Below are 16,187 nucleotides of genomic sequence, written 5' to 3'. Positions count from 1 at the left end.
TGCGCTCAGACCTCGTGAACCCCGGGCTTTCCGTTCTCGACGACGAACCCGGCCGGCGTGCTCACCGGCGCGCCGGGCCGTGTCACGTACGGCACGACGCGGTAGTCGGCGCGGTGGTTCTCACGGTCGACCGTGCAGCGCACGCAGCCCCGCCGCTGGTTGTAGAACTTCATGTGCGGGTTGGCGGCCAGCCACTGCTCACCGCGCCGGTCCATGTCGGCACCGTCGCCGCCCGAGCTGATCGACGCGGGCGAGGAACTCCGCGCCCACCGTGAGCGAATCCGGGTCGGCGAAGTCCTGCTTCAGGTCGGCGGCCATGCTGCAGTGCGCGTCGCCCGTGATCACGACCAAGTTGTCGACGCCCCGATCGACCACGCCGTCGACCAGGCGCTGCCGGGCCGGTTCGTAGCCGTTCCAGTTGTCCATCGGCAGCCGCAGTCCCTCGCCCGGATCGCGGTCGGCCCTGGCCATCACGGTCTGCTGAGCGAGAATGTTCCATCGCGCCGTGGAGGAACCGAGCCCGTCGAGCAGCCAGCGTTCCTGCTCCGCGCCGAGCATGCTGCGGTCGGGATCCTGCGTCTCCGGCGAGTTCCGGTCCACCTGGTCGCTGCGGTACTGGCGGCCGTCGAGCACGTCGAACTCGGCGAGCGCGCCGAACCGCAGCCGCCGGTAGATCCGCATGTCCGGCCCCCCTTCGGCACCGACGAGCGCCGCAGCGGCAGGTGCTCGTAGTAGGCCTGGTAGGCCGCGGCGCGGCGGACCAGGAAATCGCCGGGGTCGACGCCGTCGTGCTGGGGGATCTCGTCCGCGTAGTCGTTCTCGACCTCGTGGTCGTCCCACGTCACGATCCACGGGAACGCCGCGTGGCACCGCTGCAGGTCGGGGTCGGTCTTGTACTGGGCGTGCCGCATGCGGTAATCGGCCAGCGAGACGATCTCGTGGGCGGGCACGTGAGCACGGCCGACGGCCCGTCGCGGATCCCTCGTAGATGTAGTCGCCGAGGTGCACCACCGCGCGCAGGTCCTCGCCGGCGAGGTGGCGGTGCGCCGTGTACTACCCGGCCGGGTAGTTCTGGCAGGACACGAACGCGAACGCCAGCGCGTCGACGTTCGCGTCGGCCGCCGGCGCGGTGCGGGTCCGCCCGACGGCGCTGATCTCGCCACCCACCCGGAACCGGTAGAAGTACTCGCGATCCGGGCGCAACGTGTCGACCTCGACGTGAACCGAGTGACCGAGTTCCGGTATGGCATTGACCACACCGTGGGCGACCCGGCCGGCGAAGAGCTCGTCCTCGGCCACCTCCCAGCGGACGGGCACCACACCCCGGCCGCGCATCCCGCCCGAACCGTCCTCGGCCAGCGGGTCGGGAGCCAGCCGCGTCCACAGCACCACCCCGCTGGGCAGCGGATCGCCGGAGGCGACGCCGAGTGCGAACGGATGCCCCGTGAACCGGGAACGCTCTGCCGGTGAGGCCCAGGTCCATCCGGTGTTCAGCCCTCCCGCGGCGAGTGCGGCACCGGCCGCGCCGCCGAGTTCCAGAAACCTGCGTCGATCGAAGCCGTTCATGCCGTTCTCCTCCGTCGTGTTCACCGATCGGAGGGACCGGTCATCAGGTCGAGCTGATCACGGCATGTCCGGTCGCGGTCGCCGGTATGGCTGACACCCGACGGCCCGCTGAACACCTCACGCGTCGCGTTCGGCCTCCCGCCTGCGGCGCTCCAGGATCTTCTGCCGCTGCGTGTAGTCGCGCATGCGCTGCGGATATCCGGTGCGCGCGACCTCGTACACCGGGATCGAGCGCTTGCCGCCGAAGTCCTGCGCCTGCCCCAGACTCCCGATGCGCCTGCGGGTCCACTCGCCGTCGTGCGCGACCAGCACGACCGTCGTCTCGGTGACGTTCGTCCTGGGCTCCACGTACGCCTCGACCCCGCGCCGCTGCGACGCCCACGCGTCCAGATGGCTCGTGTCCGCGTCGCTCGCCCCGCGCAACGTCCCGGGCCGCTGTTTCCCACCGCGCTTGCGCCGCAGCCGGTCGAACAGCCCCACGTCGATCACCTCTCCACGTTCGCCTCCGACGATCATTGTCCCTTATTTCCGAACTCGTGGGACAGCCTCACCGACCACACTTCGCGCCTCCCAGGCACGAAGTGACAGGATGTGGCATGACAAGCGCGCGCGTGCGCGCGTGCGTACACCACAGACACCCTCTGGGAGGCCGCGTGGACAGCCGACGCCCCACAGCGCCGCGTAGTGTTCACAGGGCCGACCGGGTGCCGGAGGAAACCTGCGCGAGGGAGTTGGACAAGTGAGCGACGCTGAAGCCGACCTGGTGATCCTGGGTGGCGGATCGGGCGGTTACGCCGCGGCCTTCCGGGCCGCCGAACTGGGCATGTCCGTCACGCTGATCGAGAAGGACAAACTGGGCGGCACCTGCTTGCATCGAGGGTGCATCCCGACCAAGGCGCTGCTGCACGCCGCCGAGGTCGCCGATTCGGCCCGCGAAGGCGAGCAGTTCGGCGTGAAGAGCACGCTCGAGGGCGTCGACATGGCCGGGGTCCACAAGTACAAGGACGGCATCGTCACCCGGCTGCACAAGGGCCTCCAGGGGCTGGCGAAGGCACACCAGGTCACCTTCGTCGAAGGGGCCGGGACCTACGTCGGCGGCACCACGGTCGAGGTCGACGGCACCCGGTACACGGGTAAGAACATCATCCTGGCGACCGGTTCGTACTCGAAGACGCTGCCGGGCCTGGAGCTCGGCGGGCGCATCATCGCCAGCGAGGAAGCCCTCCAGCTCGATTACGTGCCGAAGAAGGCGATCGTGCTGGGCGGCGGCGTCATCGGCGTCGAGTTCGCCAGCGTGTGGGCGTCCTTCGGCACCGACGTGACGATCGTCGAGGCGCTGCCACGGCTCGTGCCGAACGAGGACGAGTTCGCCTCCAAGCAGCTCGAGCGCGCGCTGCGCCGCCGCAAGATCGGCTACAAGACCGGCGTGAAGTTCACCGAGGCCAAGCAGGACGAGAGCGGCGTCACGGTGACCCTCGAATCCGGTGAGACGCTCGAGGCCGACGTGCTGCTGGTCGCCGTCGGCCGCGGCCCCAACACCGCGGGCCACGGCTACGAGGAGGCGGGCATCCAGCTCGACCGCGGCTTCGTCGTCACCGACGAGCGCCTGCGCACGAGCAACCCGAACGTCTACGCCGTCGGCGACATCGTCCCCGGCCTGCAGCTGGCCCACCGCGGCTTCCAGCAGGGCGTGTTCGTCGCCGAGGAGATCGCGGGCCTGAACCCGTCGCCGATCGACGAGGCCGGCATCCCGCGGGTGACGTACTCGCACCCCGAGGTCGCGTCCGTGGGCCTGACGGAGGCCGCCGCCAAGGAGAAGTACGGCGCCGACGTCGAGGTGTTCACCTACGACCTCGGCGGCAACGGCAAGAGCCAGATCCTCAAGACCTCCGGCGCGGTGAAGCTGGTCAAGGCGCCGGACGGACCGGTCGTGGGGCTGCACCTCGTGGGCGACCGCGTCGGCGAGCTCATCGGCGAGGCGCAGCTGATCTACAGCTGGGAGGCCTTCCCCGAGGACGTCGCTCCGCTGATCCACGCGCACCCGACCCAGTCCGAGGCGCTCGGCGAGGCACATCTCGCACTCGCGGGCAAGCCGTTGCACGTCCACGGCTGACGCCCCGGCTCGCACCCAAGACCAACATCGACAACGAACCAAGGGAGTCAGCAGACGATGGCGTACTCCGTCACATTGCCGGAGCTCGGGGAAAGCGTCACGGAGGGCACTGTCACCCGGTGGCTGAAGCAGGAGGGTGAGTCGGTCGCGGTCGACGAGCCGTTGCTGGAGATCAGCACCGACAAGGTCGACACCGAGGTCCCTTCGCCCGTCGCGGGCACTGTCCAGAAGATCGTCGCCAAGGAGGACGACACCGTCGAGGTCGGCGGCGAACTGGCACTGGTCGACGACGGCTCCGGTGGCGGCGCCGAAGCCGCCTCGGCTCAGTCCGCTCCGGCGGAGTCCGCGCCCGCGGCCGAGCCCGCTCCGGCCGCGCAGCAGGCCCCGGCGGCGGCCGAGCCGGCGCAGGCGTCCGCTCCTGCGCCCGCCGCACAGTCCGGCGGTGCTGCCTCCGGCAGCCCGGTGACCCTGCCCGAACTCGGCGAGAGCGTCACCGAGGGCACGGTCACCCGCTGGCTCAAGCAGGTCGGCGACACCGTCGAGGTGGACGAGCCGTTGCTCGAGATCTCGACCGACAAGGTCGACACCGAGGTGCCCTCGCCGGTCGCGGGCACGCTGCTGGAGATCTCGGCGGGCGAGGACACGACCGTCGAGGTCGGCGGTCAGCTCGCGGTGATCGGCTCGGCCGATGCGGCACCGTCCGCGCCTGCTCCCGAGCCTGCTCCGGCACCGGAACCCGAGCCGGCCCCGGCTCCGCAGCAGGCGGCCCCCGCACCCGCCGCGCAGCAGGCCCCGAGCGCTCCGGCACAGCAGGCCCCTGCCCAGTCCGCGCCGGCACAGCAGGCCCCTGCCCAGTCCGCGCCGGCACAGCAGGCCCCTGCCCAGTCCGCGCCGGCACAGCAGGCTCCGGCCCCGGCTCAGCAGGCACCGGCGCAGGGTGACGGCGGTGGCACGCCGTACGTGACGCCGCTGGTGCGCAAACTCGCCTCCGAACACGGCATCGACCTGTCGACCCTGACCGGTTCGGGGGTCGGCGGCCGTATCCGCAAGCAGGACGTGCTCGCCGCCGTCGACGCGAAGCAGCAGCAGGCCCCGGCGGGGTCGGCGGCCCCGGCAGCTCCGGCGGCGCAGGCCGCGCCGTCGAAGCCCGCCGCGGGACCGGTTTCCGACGCGGAGAAGGCCGCACTGCGCGGCACCGTGCAGAAGGCCAACCGGATCCGCCAGATCACCGCGGAGAAGACCAAGGAGTCGCTGCAGGTCTCGGCGCAGCTCACGCAGGTGCACGAGGTCGACGTCAGCAAGATCGCCAAGCTCCGCCAGCGCGCCAAGGCCGGGTTCCGCGAGCGCGAAGGTGTGAACCTGACGTTCCTGCCGTTCTTCGCCAAGGCCACGGTGGAGGCGCTCAAGCAGCACCCGAACGTCAACGCCTCCTACAACGAGGAGACGAAGGAGATCACCTACCACGGCTCGATCAACCTCGGCGTCGCCGTGGACACCGAGCGTGGGCTGCTGTCGGTGGTCATCCACGACGCCGGTGAGCTGAGCCTGTCCGGCCTGGCCCACCGCATCGCGGACCTGGCCGAGCGGGCGCGCACCAACAAGGTCACACCGGACGAACTGACCGGTGGCACGTTCACCATCACGAACATCGGCAGCAACGGCGCCCTGTTCGACACGCCGATCATCGTGCAGCCCCAGTCGGGCATGCTCGGCACCGGTGCGGTCGTCAAGCGCCCGGTCGTCGTGGCCGACGAGGACGGCAACGACACGATCGCCGTGCGGTCGATGTCGTACCTGCCGCTGACCTACGACCACCAGCTGATCGACGGCGCCGACGCGGGACGCTTCCTGACGACGATCAAGCAGCGTCTCGAGGACGGCAACTTCGAGGACGAGCTGGGACTCTGACCTCGGTTGTCCCCGGCGCCGCGCCGGGGACAACCGATCGGCGTCGCCGCTCCGTCGACGTACAACCGAAGAGGTCGGGCCTGAGCCCGTCACTCGCAGCGAGGGTCTGAACCCGGCACCCGACCGGGTTCGGACCCTCGCTGCATGAGCGCACTGCTCGACGGACACGCTCGGATCGCTCGCCGCCGCGAGGGACGTCGTGAACGATCCTCGACCGCGCGTCGGCAGCGCGGAGTGGCGCGCGTGCCACTCCGCGTCGACTCACCGACGACCACGCGTACCGCATCGCCGCTAGGGTGGCGTCATGCGAGTACTGGTCGCGGGTTCGAGCGGACTGCTGGGCGGAGCCCTGGTCACCCGGCTGCGCACGGCCGGACACGACGTGCTGCGGCTGGTCCGGCGCGCTCCGGGCGCCGCCGACGAACGGGGCTGGGACCCGCCCGCGGGACGCATCGACGACGGCGCGTTCGACGGCGTCGACGCCGTGGTGAACCTGTGCGGCGCGCCGCTGGCGTCCGGCCGGTGGAGCGACGCACGGAAGCAGCGCCTCGTCGACAGCCGGGTCGAGCCGACGGAGGTCATTGCCGACGCCGTCGCCCGCCACGGAACGCCCGTGCTGCTCAACGCCTCCGGGATCAACGTCTACGGCGACACCGGCGACCGCGAGGTCGACGAATCCGCACCGGCCGGGTCCGGGTTCCTCGCCGGCCTGTGCCGTGCGTGGGAGTCCGCCACCGAGCCCGCGGTACGTGCGGGATCCCGGGTCGTGCACCTGCGGACGTCGCCCGTGCTGTCCTCCCACGGCGGACTGCTCGGCCCGCTGCGGACGCTGTTCCGGCTGGGCCTCGGCGGCACCCTCGGCGACGGCAGGCAGTACTTCCCGTGGATCGGCATCGACGACCACCTCGCCGCGATGGAACTGCTGCTGCGCGATGCCGGAATGTCCGGCCCCGTGAACCTGACCGCTCCCGAACCGGTCACCAACGCCGAGTTCACCAAGGCCCTGGGCAGGGCGCTCCACTGGCCGACACCGTGGCGCGTGCCCGGCATCGCACTGCGAACCGTGCTCGGAGACGCGGCCGACGAGATGCTGCTGTCGGGCCCGCGTGCCGTACCGTCCCGGCTGCCCGGGACCGGATTCACGTTCACCCACCCGCGCATCGACCAGGCGCTGGCCGCCGTCACGTGACGCGCGTCCACCGCCATGCCCGCACCGCCGACCACCCCGTCGCATCGGCCTCGCACCGGCACGAGTCGTGCGTGGCAGGCGAGCGCCGGGTTCGCACTGCTGGTGCTGTTCACCGCGCTCGGACTCGTCGCCCGCAACGGCACCGACCTCGATCGCGCACTGAGCAGCGGGCTGCACGGGGTGTGGCGCACCGCCGCGGGTGACATCGCGGGGATCGCCGGTCTGGTGCTGGGCCCGGTGCTGCCCGTTCTCCTGGCCGTCGCCCTCGCCGTGGCCGCGCTACGACACCGCCGATCCGATCCGCACCTCGCGGGCCTGCTGGTGCGGGTGCTCGTCGTACTCGGCACCTGCCGGCTGGTGAGCGCCGTGGCGAAACCCCTCTTCACGCGTGACCGGCCCCGGCAGTTCCCGGACTGGGCCTTTCCCAGCGGACACGTCACCTCGGTCGCGGCGACCGGATTCGCTGTCTGGCTGCTGGCGGCGTGGACGGCGCCACACCTGCGCCGCCGGGCCGCCGTCGCGGCGGGCGCGGCCATCGCGGTGTGCGCGGCGAGTCGCATCGTGCTGGAGGTGCACTGGCTGACCGACACCGTGGGCGCGGTCGTGGGCGTCACCGGTGCGGGCCTGGTGACAGCGGCAGCGCTGCGACTGACGCCGGTGCCGCCAGGGCCGCCGGGAGTACAGTCGGCTCCGTGACTGCGAACCCGAACCCTTCCTGCCGCACCACGTCCGACCCGGTCCATGTGCGGGAGATCGGCACGATCGACTACCTCGAAGCCTGGGACCTGCAGCGCGGGCACGCCGAGGCGCGCGCGGACGAAACCGGGCCGGACACGATGCTGCTGCTGGAGCACCCGTCGGTGTACACGGCAGGAAAGCGCACTCAGCCCGAGGACCGGCCGACCGACGGCACGCCGGTGATCGACGTCGACCGCGGCGGCCGGATCACCTGGCACGGGCCGGGGCAGCTCGTCGGCTACCCGCTGGTGAAGCTGGCCGACCCCGTCGACGTGGTGCAGTACGTCCGGCGGATCGAAGAGGCCCTCATCCACGTGTGTGAGACCTTCGGCGTGCACACGGGACGCGTCGACGGCCGCAGCGGCGTGTGGCTGCCGGCCGACGAACGCGGTCCGGAACGCAAGATCGCCGCGATCGGCATTCGCGTGCAGCGCGGCGTGACCATGCACGGGTTCGAACTCAACTGCAACGCCGATCTGAGCGCGTTCGACCGGATCGTGCCGTGCGGCATCAGCGACGCGGGCACGACGTCGCTGTCGAAGGAACTGGGCCGTGACGTGCCGGTCGCCGAAGCGCTGCCGTACGCGCGCGACGCGGTACTGGCCGCGCTCGAAGGCGAACTGCCGGTGAGCGACGACCGCTGGCTCGCACGCCAGCAGCCGTCGGCCCCCGGTGTCACCTTCGCCCTCCAGAACTGAGAAGGCCCCCAAGGGCACTTTGGTTGCGTTGAGTGCAACCAAAGTGCCCCTGGGGGCAGTCCGGTACCCGGTCCGTCCTCGCGGGTGCTCAGTCGAGCTGGCGGGCCACCTCGGAACCGATGAGTTCGAGGTGGTCGAGATCCGACAGGTCGAGCACCTGCAGGTACAGGCGCGAGACGCCAGTTTTCTCCCGCCAGATGCCGATCGTGTCGACGACCTCGGCGGGCGTACCGGCGAGGCCGTTCTCCTTCAGTTCCGGCACCTCACGCCCGATGGCGGCCGCGCGCCGGGAGATCTCGGCGTCGTCGCCTCCCACGGCCACGACGAGCGCGGCCGACCGGCGGATCGGGGTGGTGCGCCCTGCTTCCCGCGCGGCCGCGTCGACGCGTTCGAACTGCGCCGCCGCGGACGCCGCGTCCATGAACGGGGTGTTGAACTCGTCGGCGTACTGGGCCGCGAGGGCGGGCGTGCGCTTCTTGCCACCGCCGCCGAGGATCACCGGCGGGTGCGGTCGCTGGGCGGGTTTCGGCAGGCCGGGCGCGCCGTCGAGCGTGTAGTGCTCACCGGAGAACGAGAACGTCTCCCCCTCCGGCGTGTCCCACAGGCCGGTGATGACGGCCAGCTGTTCGGTGTAGCGGTCGAACAGCGTCTTCGTCGCGGGCAGTTCGATGCCGTAGGCCTTGTGCTCGTCGGCGTACCAGCCGGAGCCGAAACCGAACTCGATACGACCTCCGGACATGCGGTCGGCCTGTGCCGCGGAGATGGCCAGCACGGACGGGTGCCGGAACGTCGCCGCCGTGACGAGCGTGCCCAGCCGGATGGTCGAGGTCTCACGAGCGAGTCCGGCGAGCGTGAGCCACGCGTCGGTCGGGCCCGGAAGACCGGACGCATCGCCCATCTTCAGGTAGTGATCGGAGCGGAAGAACGCGCCGAAGCCGTTGTCCTCGGTCGCCTTCGCGACCCGGAGAAGGTCCTCGTAGTCGGCGCCTTGCTGGGGTTCGGTGAAGATCCTGAGTTCCACGGTCACGAGACTAGAAGGTCACGCGAAGCGTGTCCCCTTGGGCGGTGGTGGGAGACGGGCGCGCTAGAAGGTCACGCGAAGCGTGTCCCCCGTGGCTTGGGTGGCGGTGCGGCGGCGGTGGGAGACGGGCGCGCTACCCGCACCGAGCTCTGCAGCCGGCACCGCGAGTTCTGCACTCGGCTCCGTGAGGTCTGCACACGACCCGTCGCCCAACCGCCGATCGGCGACGCGCTACCCCGCGGCGGAATCCTCGGCGCGGTCCTCGGTGCGCCGGTCGGTCATGCGCCGGCTGCCGGCCTGCGCACCTGGTTCAGCAGGCGCACGACCACGTCCTCGATCTCGTCGCCGACCTTGCGCTGGTCGGTGGAGTGAGCGATCTCGGTGGCGGCGCTGCACAGGGCGCCGAACAGCAGCCGGGACGTCACCTCGACGGGCACGGCGAGCACCTCACCCGCGTCGATGAGGTCCTGCAGCGCCTGTTTGATGAGCCCGAAGCTGTAGCGGTCCTCGGCCTCGCGCCAGCGCGCCCAGCCCATGACGACGGGCGCCTCCTGTAGCGCGAGCCGCTGGTAGGCGGGGTCGAGGCAGCTGGCGATGAACTCGCGCAGTCCGTTCAGCGCGCGGTCCCACGGCGCCTCCGGTCCGCTCAGGATCTTCTCCAGCCGCCCTTTGACGTCGCTTTCGACCTCGTCGAACGCGGCCTCGAACACCGCCTGTTTGCCGCTGAAGTGGTGATACAGCGCACCTTTGGTCACGCGCGCGCGCTTCGCGATCTCGTCGAGCGACGTACCCGCGTAGCCGCGTTCCGTGAACAGCCTGACGGCACTCTTGACCAGGGCAGCTCGCGTCGATTCCGAGTAATCGTCACGCCTGGACCGCATTGTCACCACGCTCACAACTCTACTCGGGTTTCCCACCGCCATACCGGTGGTATGTTCGTGACGTCGGCTCCATACCCACGGTATGCCGCAAACCCGCGGTATGGCCATGTATCCCGGCCCAGAGTCGCGTGACCACGCAGCAGGGGGATCCCATGAGCTGGAACGACTACTACAGACGACGCGACATCCTCGACACCGTCGTGCGCCGCGCCCGGCGCGACCCCGCGGCACCCCTGTCGCTCCAGGAGATCCCCGGAGCGGCCGACGAGTTCGCCTCCGAGGAGGAACTACTGCTCGCCCTGCACTACCGCTGGCAGCAGGCGCTCAGCGGACGGCTCCGCGCCGAGGTCGGCGGCCCGGAGGACTCGGCGGATCTGCCGGGCGGGCGCGACGCGGACCACGTCGAGGCCGTGTCACGCGCATGGCGCAAGACGTGCTCCGACCACGCGGCCCTGCGTGCCCTGCTGGACGCGCACCTGGACGAGCATCCCGCCCTGCGCCGCGCCCACGAGGCACAACTGCGCATGCTGGCCGTCACAGCGGGACTCGCCGAACCCGGCGAACCCGCCGACGAGGTCACGCAGGTGGGCAACACCCTCGTCGGACTCATGCGCACCCGCGCGTCCGACCTGGGCGCACCGCCCCGCAACCCGGTCGGCCAGTTCCTCCGCAAGCTCGCCCCGACCGGCTGAGCCGGCTGCCGAGTCCGACGCCGACCCGAACACCCGATCCGGGCCTGCGTCGGGCAGGAGCTTCGCGCTCCTGTCGCGCACCGCCCCGAGCAGCGCCGGCAACGGCACCTCGGTTGGCGCAGTGTCTTTACTCACGGGTAAGTTGATGCCATGGCGCGTGCGGACAACTGGACCGAATCCGACATCCCGAACCAGAGCGGCAGGACGGTTCTGGTCACCGGTGCGAACTCGGGCCTCGGGCTGCACACCGCCCGGGTACTGGCGGCGCGGGGCGCCACGGTCCTGCTCGCCTGCCGCTCCCCGGAACGCGGCAAGGACGCCCTCGCGACGATCGCCGCCGGCGCCGCGGCCGAACCACAGCTGATGGAACTCGACCTCGCCGACCTGGCCTCCGTCCGCCGGGCCGCCGCCGACATCCGGGAACGCACCGGGGACACGCTCGACGTCCTCGTCAACAACGCGGGCGTGATGGCCCCGCCCCACGAGACGACCCCCGACGGGTTCGAGCTCCAGTTCGGCACCAACCACCTGGGCCACGCCGCGTTGACGTGGTTGCTCATGCCGGCGCTGCGCACGCGCCCGGGCTCACGGGTCGTCACGGTTTCCAGCCTCGCCGCCCGCGCAGGACGCATCGACACCGTCGATCCTCATTTCGAGCACCGCCGGTACAGCCCGGTCGCGGCCTACGGCCAGTCCAAGCTCGCCAACCAGGTGTTCGCGCTGGAACTCGACCGCAGGCTTCGGGCCGCAGGAGAGGACGTCGTGAGCGTCGCCGCGCACCCCGGCTACAGCGACACCGGCCTGGCGCCTGCGATGGCCCGGGCACAGCGCAACGTCGTGCTCCGCACCGTCATGAACGTCGGCGGACGCCTCGGCGGACTGCTCCTGGCGCAGAGCACCGAGCGGGGAGCCGCGCCGCAGCTCTACGCCGCGACCGCACCCGACGTGTCCGGCGGCGACTACTTCGGCCCGCTCGGCCCCGGCCAGCTGCGCGGCAAGCCCGGCACTGTCCGTCCCGTCGACGCGGCCGCCGACCCGGCGACCGGTACCGCGTTGTGGGATCTCACGGCCGAGTTGACGGGTGTCACGCCCGACCCGGCATGACCTTGTCGGCTCCACGCGGGCGCGTAGGGTGGGAGCCGTGACTGCGTTGCCGGAGGGTCGGAAGCTGCTGCGTCTCGAGGTGCGCAACAGCCAGACCCCGATCGAGAGAAAGCCGTCGTGGATCAAGACCCGAGCCCGGATGGGGCCCGAGTTCACCGAACTCAAGGGACTCGTCCGCCGCGAAGGTCTGAACACCGTGTGCGAAGAGGCGGGCTGTCCCAACATCTACGAGTGCTGGGAGGACCGCGAGGCCACCTTCCTCATCGGCGGTGACCAGTGCACGCGCCGGTGCGACTTCTGCCAGATCGACACCGGCAGGCCGGCCGAGCTCGACACCGACGAGCCGCGCCGGGTCGCCGAGAGCGTGCAGGCGATGGGCCTGCGTTACTCGACGGTCACCGGCGTCGCCAGGGACGACCTCGAGGACGGCGGGGCGTGGCTGTACGCGGAGACGGTCCGCCAGATCCACCAGCTCAACCCTGGCACCGGCGTCGAGGTGCTGATCCCCGACTTCAACGCGAACCCGGACCAGCTGGCCGAGGTGTTCAGCTCGGAGCCGCAGGTGCTCGCCCACAACACCGAGACCGTGCCGCGCATCTTCAAGCGCATCCGGCCGGGGTTCCGCTACGAGCGTTCGCTGCAGGTCATCACCGAGGCCCGCGAGGCAGGACTGGTGACCAAGTCGAACCTGATCCTCGGCATGGGCGAGACCCCGGACGAGGTCGCGCCCGCGATGCAGGACCTGTTCGACGCGGGCTGCGAGATCCTCACGATCACGCAGTATCTGCGCCCCTCGCCGCGCCACCACCCCGTCGACCGCTGGGTCAAGCCGGAGGAGTTCGTCGAGCACACCAAGGCCGCCGAGGAGATCGGATTCCCCGGCGTCATGGCGGGCCCGCTCGTGCGCTCGTCGTACCGCGCGGGCAAGCTCTACGCCAAGACCAAGGCGCACCGCGGCGAGGAGCTCCCCGAGAACCTGCAGCATCTGGCCGCGGAAGCGCCCGCAGCCCAGGAGGCCAGCAGCGTGCTGGCTCGTGAGTCCTCATCCTGAGAAGGACTTCCGGGTGATCCCTGACGCCGCGTGTGCGCTTCGACCGATAGTGTCGTCTCGCACACGCGGCGGCCCGTTTCGGCGGCCGCGTCTGGTGGGGATGACGAACAGGGGTTGACGTGGTCACCGACTTACTGAACTGGCTGCAGAGCCTGCCGCAACCGGCGCTGGTGGGAGCGACCGGCATGCTCGTGCTGCTCGAATGCACGATCGGCCTGGGCTTCCTCGCGCCCGGCGAGTCGGGACTGCTGATCGCGGCCACGACCGCCAACACGGTGCCACGGTTCCTCATCCTGTGGGTCGTCGTGACGGTCTGCGCCGGTATCGGCGACTCGATCGGCTACACGATCGGCAGGCGCTTCGGGCCGAAACTGCGCGAGACGAAACTGATCCAGAAGTACGGCGTCGACGCGTGGGACAAGGCCACCGGCATCCTCCAGCGCCGCGGCGCGTGGGCCGTGTTCTTCGCCCGGTTCTTCCCCGTCGTGCGCACGCTGACGCCCGCCGCGTCCGGCACGTCGGGGCTGCCGTTCCACAAGTTCCTGCCCGCCGCGGTCGCCGGTGCCACGTGCTGGTCCGCCCTGCACATCGCACTCGGCGCGGCACTCGGTGAAGCCGCCAAGCAGGTCGAGGACGCCATGAGCACCGGCGGCATGATCGTGGTGGCGGTCTTCGCGGCGATCGCCGTGTTCGCGCTGCTGCGGTACAAGCGCAAGAAGGCGATGTCGACGATGACTCCCGCCCGCGGTGAGGCCACGGCCCTCGCGGCCGAGGGCCACGATGCCGCCGCCGCTCCCGCCGACGGTGCGGCGACGCCGGTCACCGGAGCCGATCCCGACGACCACCGGCCGTCGACATCCACCGGCTGAGACCGTCCGATCACGCCCGCCCTGCCGGCACGGCAGCCGCCGGGCGCATCATGGAACGCATGAACGCCGACCTCCGGCGCGCTCGCGACCTGGTCACCGGAGCGAGCCGCATCACAGCTCTCACCGGTGCCGGGATCTCGACCGACTCCGGCATCCCCGACTTCCGCGGTCCGAACGGCCTGTGGACACGGGACCCGGAAGCCGAGAAGCTGTCGAACCTGCAGGACTACCTCGCCAGCGGTGACGTCCGCAGGCGCGCCTGGCAGGCCCGGCTCGGTCACCCTGCGTGGGAGGCGAGGCCGAACCCGGCCCACGACGCCTTCGTCGCACTGCAGCGCGGCGGCACGCTCACCGCGATCGTCACGCAGAACATCGACGAACTGCACCAGCGAGCGGGCTCGGCGCCGGAGACGGTCATCGAACTGCACGGCACGATGTTCCACACCGAATGCCTCGGCTGCGGTGACCGGCGGGACATGTCCGAAGCACTCGACCGCGTGCGCGCCGGTACGGACGACCCGCCGTGCGCGGTGTGCGGCGGGATCCTCAAATCCGCCACCATCTCGTTTGGTCAGGCCCTCGACGCCGCCGTGCTCGACCGGGCCCGCGTCGCCGCGATCTCGTGCGACGTGCTGGTGGCGGCCGGGACGTCGCTCACCGTGCACCCCGCGGCCGGGCTGGTCGACATCGCCGTCGGCACCGGAGCATCGGTGATCATCTGCAACGCCTCCCCCACGCCGTACGACGACGTCGCCGACGTGGTGCTGCGCGAACCGCTGGCCGAGGTGCTGCCGCAGCTCACGTGAGCGGGCCCTCGCGGCCGACCGGAGCCTGCTGCCCGGCGAGGCTGCGCCGCGGATGCCGTCGCGCATCGAGCAGCGCCAGCGTCAACGCCACGAACGTGAACCCGACGGTGCACAGCATCGCCATCGCCAGGCCCGCACGGTATCCCTCGCCTTCAGCCACCCCCGCGTGGAACACGGCACCCAGTACGGCCACACCGAGCGCCGTTCCCAGCCGCTGTCCGGTCTGCAACGCCGCACCCGCGACCCCGGCCATGGTCGTCGGCACCCGGTCCAACGTCAGGGTCGTGTTCGGCGAGATCACCATGCCACCGCCGATGCCGCCGAGCAGCAGCGGCGCGGCGACCGCGTAGCCGATCGCGTCCTCCGGCACGAACGGCACCAGCACCGCCACCAGGCCGATGCCGACCACGACGAGGCCGAGGCCGGTGATCGTCACGCGCCTGCCCCAGCGGGCGACGGCGCGGCCTGCGAGTGCCGACGACACGGCCGAACCGAGCGCGAACGGCGTCACCAGCAGACCCGATTCCAACGGCGAGTAGCCGAGGCCCTGCTGGAAGAACATCGCGAACACCAACCACATACCGGCGAATCCGCAGAAGTAGGTGGCACCGATGGTCGCGCCGACCGCGTAGCCGGGCGTGCTCGTGTACAGCCGCGGGTGCAGCAGCGGCATCCGGCCGCGCCGCACCACCGCGCGTTCCCACGTCACGAACAGCCACGCGACGCAGACTGCCAGCGGGAACATCCACCACAACGTGGTCAGCCCACCGTGTTCGGACTGCACGAGTGGCAGCAGCACTCCGAGCACCGCCAGTCCGAGCAGCGCCATGCCGGGAAGATCCAACTGGGCCGACGCGGCCCGCCGCGCCGGATCGCGTTTCGGCACCCACCGTGCTGCCAGCGCCAGCGCCAACAGGCCGATCGGCAGGTTGACGTAGAACACCCAGCGCCAACCGTCGTCACCGAACCCGGCGATGATGAGGCCGCCCAGCACCGGGCCGACCGCGGTGGACAGGCCGACGGTCGCGCCGAACATGCCGAACGCCCGGCCCCGCTCCGCACCGTGGAACAGTTCCTGGATCAGTCCCGTGTTCTGCGGCGTGAGCATGCCGGCGGCGATGCCCTGCGCGAGCCGCGCCGCGATGAGCATGCCCTCGCTCGAACTGGCGCCCGCGATGCCGCTGGTGACGACGAAGGCCGACAGCGCGACGAGGAACATGCGGCGTCTGCCGAACGCGTCACCGAGCCGCCCGCCCGTGACGAGCACCAGTCCGAACGTCAACGCGTAGCCCGACACGACCCACTGGGTGCCCGCGACGGTCGCGTCCAGGCCGTCCTGGATGGACGGCAGCGCGACGTTGACGATGCTGACGTCGAGCAGCGACATGAACCCGGCCGTCAGCGTGACGGCCAGCGCCCGCCAACGACGCGGATCCGGGGTGGAGACGGCGGTTTCGTCCACCCCGCCACGGTAGGACCCGCGCCGGTTGCAGGCGCGCCGACCACACCTGCCGCCGCGGGCGCTGCTCGTCCCCTCGGCGGCGGGCTGCC

17 protein-coding genes and 1 pseudogene are annotated in these 16,187 nt (G+C 71.1%); 10 read left to right on the top strand and 8 right to left on the bottom strand.

The window, feature by feature from the left end:
- Nucleotides 1–5: 5 nt before the first annotated feature.
- The 5 genes and pseudogenes from LY12_RS26055 to LY12_RS02985 all read right to left on the bottom strand — a co-directional run bounded on the left by LY12_RS26055 (nucleotide 6) and on the right by LY12_RS02985 (nucleotide 2,082).
- Nucleotides 6–215 (bottom strand): hypothetical protein, encoded by a 210-nt coding sequence (locus tag LY12_RS26055; RefSeq protein ID WP_308292060.1) that lies wholly within the window; start codon nucleotides 213–215, stop codon nucleotides 6–8.
- Nucleotides 199–681, bottom strand: coding sequence for an alkaline phosphatase D family protein (locus LY12_RS26050; protein WP_308292059.1), 483 nt, complete (start codon nucleotides 679–681; stop codon nucleotides 199–201). Before LY12_RS26050 ends, LY12_RS26055 begins: the two co-directional genes overlap by 17 nt.
- A gap of 80 nt (nucleotides 682–761) precedes the next feature.
- A pseudogene (locus tag LY12_RS26045) lies at nucleotides 762–950 on the bottom strand (alkaline phosphatase D family protein); the annotation flags it as partial.
- Nucleotides 951–1,053: 103 nt separating this feature from the next.
- Complete coding sequence (locus LY12_RS26040) at nucleotides 1,054–1,566, bottom strand: alkaline phosphatase D family protein (RefSeq protein WP_308292058.1); 513 nt, start codon at nucleotides 1,564–1,566, stop codon at nucleotides 1,054–1,056.
- A 117-nt stretch (nucleotides 1,567–1,683) separates the two neighbouring features.
- On the bottom strand, nucleotides 1,684–2,082 hold the full coding sequence (locus LY12_RS02985) for an oxidoreductase (protein WP_253853115.1): 399 nt from the start codon (nucleotides 2,080–2,082) through the stop codon (nucleotides 1,684–1,686).
- Between the two features lie 223 nt (nucleotides 2,083–2,305).
- Between LY12_RS02985 and lpdA the strand changes: the two genes are divergently transcribed.
- The 5 genes from lpdA to lipB all read left to right on the top strand — a co-directional run bounded on the left by lpdA (nucleotide 2,306) and on the right by lipB (nucleotide 8,212).
- Nucleotides 2,306–3,679, top strand: a complete 1,374-nt coding sequence (gene lpdA, locus LY12_RS02980) for a dihydrolipoyl dehydrogenase (protein ID WP_253853114.1) — start codon at nucleotides 2,306–2,308, stop codon at nucleotides 3,677–3,679.
- A 57-nt stretch (nucleotides 3,680–3,736) separates the two neighbouring features.
- Complete coding sequence (gene sucB / locus LY12_RS02975) at nucleotides 3,737–5,587, top strand: 2-oxoglutarate dehydrogenase, E2 component, dihydrolipoamide succinyltransferase (RefSeq protein ID WP_253853113.1); 1,851 nt, start codon at nucleotides 3,737–3,739, stop codon at nucleotides 5,585–5,587.
- 304 nt (nucleotides 5,588–5,891) lie between these two features.
- On the top strand, nucleotides 5,892–6,776 hold the full coding sequence (locus LY12_RS02970; protein WP_253853112.1) for a TIGR01777 family oxidoreductase: 885 nt from the start codon (nucleotides 5,892–5,894) through the stop codon (nucleotides 6,774–6,776).
- Between the two features lie 15 nt (nucleotides 6,777–6,791).
- Nucleotides 6,792–7,472 carry a phosphatase PAP2 family protein gene (locus LY12_RS02965; RefSeq protein WP_253853111.1) on the top strand — a complete coding sequence of 227 codons (681 nt, stop codon included), beginning with the start codon at nucleotides 6,792–6,794 and terminating at the stop codon, nucleotides 7,470–7,472.
- A complete protein-coding gene (gene lipB / locus LY12_RS02960; RefSeq protein WP_253853110.1) occupies nucleotides 7,469–8,212 on the top strand; it encodes a lipoyl(octanoyl) transferase LipB in 744 nt (247 codons plus the stop codon). The genes LY12_RS02965 and lipB overlap by 4 nt, the downstream gene beginning before the upstream one ends.
- 88 nt (nucleotides 8,213–8,300) lie before the next feature.
- Here the strand turns inward: lipB and LY12_RS02955 are convergent, their stop codons facing one another.
- On the bottom strand, nucleotides 8,301–9,233 hold the full coding sequence (locus LY12_RS02955) for an LLM class F420-dependent oxidoreductase (protein ID WP_253853109.1): 933 nt from the start codon (nucleotides 9,231–9,233) through the stop codon (nucleotides 8,301–8,303).
- A gap of 278 nt (nucleotides 9,234–9,511) precedes the next feature.
- On the bottom strand, nucleotides 9,512–10,114 hold the full coding sequence (locus LY12_RS02950) for a TetR/AcrR family transcriptional regulator (RefSeq protein WP_253854835.1): 603 nt from the start codon (nucleotides 10,112–10,114) through the stop codon (nucleotides 9,512–9,514).
- A 152-nt stretch (nucleotides 10,115–10,266) separates the two neighbouring features.
- On the opposite strand from LY12_RS02950, the gene LY12_RS02945 reads away from it, so the two are divergent.
- The 5 genes from LY12_RS02945 (at nucleotide 10,267) to LY12_RS02925 (ending at nucleotide 14,636) form a co-directional block, all read left to right on the top strand.
- On the top strand, nucleotides 10,267–10,806 hold the full coding sequence (locus tag LY12_RS02945) for a hypothetical protein (RefSeq protein ID WP_253853108.1): 540 nt from the start codon (nucleotides 10,267–10,269) through the stop codon (nucleotides 10,804–10,806).
- Between the two features lie 150 nt (nucleotides 10,807–10,956).
- Complete coding sequence (locus LY12_RS02940) at nucleotides 10,957–11,910, top strand: oxidoreductase (protein WP_253853107.1); 954 nt, start codon at nucleotides 10,957–10,959, stop codon at nucleotides 11,908–11,910.
- A 37-nt stretch (nucleotides 11,911–11,947) separates the two neighbouring features.
- On the top strand, nucleotides 11,948–12,961 hold the full coding sequence (lipA, locus tag LY12_RS02935; RefSeq protein WP_253853106.1) for a lipoyl synthase: 1,014 nt from the start codon (nucleotides 11,948–11,950) through the stop codon (nucleotides 12,959–12,961).
- Between the two features lie 119 nt (nucleotides 12,962–13,080).
- Entirely contained in the window at nucleotides 13,081–13,830 is a 750-nt protein-coding gene (locus tag LY12_RS02930) for a DedA family protein (RefSeq protein ID WP_253853105.1), read from the top strand.
- A gap of 59 nt (nucleotides 13,831–13,889) precedes the next feature.
- Entirely contained in the window at nucleotides 13,890–14,636 is a 747-nt protein-coding gene (locus LY12_RS02925) for an SIR2 family NAD-dependent protein deacylase (RefSeq protein WP_253853104.1), read from the top strand.
- Here the strand turns inward: LY12_RS02925 and LY12_RS02920 are convergent.
- Entirely contained in the window at nucleotides 14,629–16,098 is a 1,470-nt protein-coding gene (locus LY12_RS02920; protein ID WP_308292057.1) for an MFS transporter, read from the bottom strand. The two genes, LY12_RS02925 and LY12_RS02920, sit on opposite strands and share 8 nt — an antisense overlap.
- Between the last annotated feature and the right edge of the window lie 89 nt (nucleotides 16,099–16,187).

Source organism: Prauserella alba, from assembly GCF_024171735.1.
Taxonomy (GTDB): domain Bacteria; phylum Actinomycetota; class Actinomycetes; order Mycobacteriales; family Pseudonocardiaceae; genus Prauserella; species Prauserella alba.
Note: the sequence above shows the minus strand (reverse complement) of the source record. Positions and strands in the feature narration are given on the sequence as shown.

Coding starts and splice junctions, on each gene's coding strand:
- LY12_RS26055 (WP_308292060.1), bottom strand. CDS start 215: ATGGACCGGCGCGGTGAGCAGTGGCTGGCCGCCAACCCGCACATGAAG.
- LY12_RS26050 (WP_308292059.1), bottom strand. CDS start 681: ATGCGGATCTACCGGCGGCTGCGGTTCGGCGCGCTCGCCGAGTTCGAC.
- LY12_RS26040 (WP_308292058.1), bottom strand. CDS start 1,566: ATGAACGGCTTCGATCGACGCAGGTTTCTGGAACTCGGCGGCGCGGCC.
- LY12_RS02985 (WP_253853115.1), bottom strand. CDS start 2,082: ATGATCGTCGGAGGCGAACGTGGAGAGGTGATCGACGTGGGGCTGTTC.
- sucB (WP_253853113.1), top strand. CDS start 3,737: ATGGCGTACTCCGTCACATTGCCGGAGCTCGGGGAAAGCGTCACGGAG.
- LY12_RS02970 (WP_253853112.1), top strand. CDS start 5,892: ATGCGAGTACTGGTCGCGGGTTCGAGCGGACTGCTGGGCGGAGCCCTG.
- LY12_RS02965 (WP_253853111.1), top strand. CDS start 6,792: ATGCCCGCACCGCCGACCACCCCGTCGCATCGGCCTCGCACCGGCACG.
- LY12_RS02950 (WP_253854835.1), bottom strand. CDS start 10,114: ATGCGGTCCAGGCGTGACGATTACTCGGAATCGACGCGAGCTGCCCTG.
- LY12_RS02945 (WP_253853108.1), top strand. CDS start 10,267: ATGAGCTGGAACGACTACTACAGACGACGCGACATCCTCGACACCGTC.
- LY12_RS02940 (WP_253853107.1), top strand. CDS start 10,957: ATGGCGCGTGCGGACAACTGGACCGAATCCGACATCCCGAACCAGAGC.
- LY12_RS02925 (WP_253853104.1), top strand. CDS start 13,890: ATGAACGCCGACCTCCGGCGCGCTCGCGACCTGGTCACCGGAGCGAGC.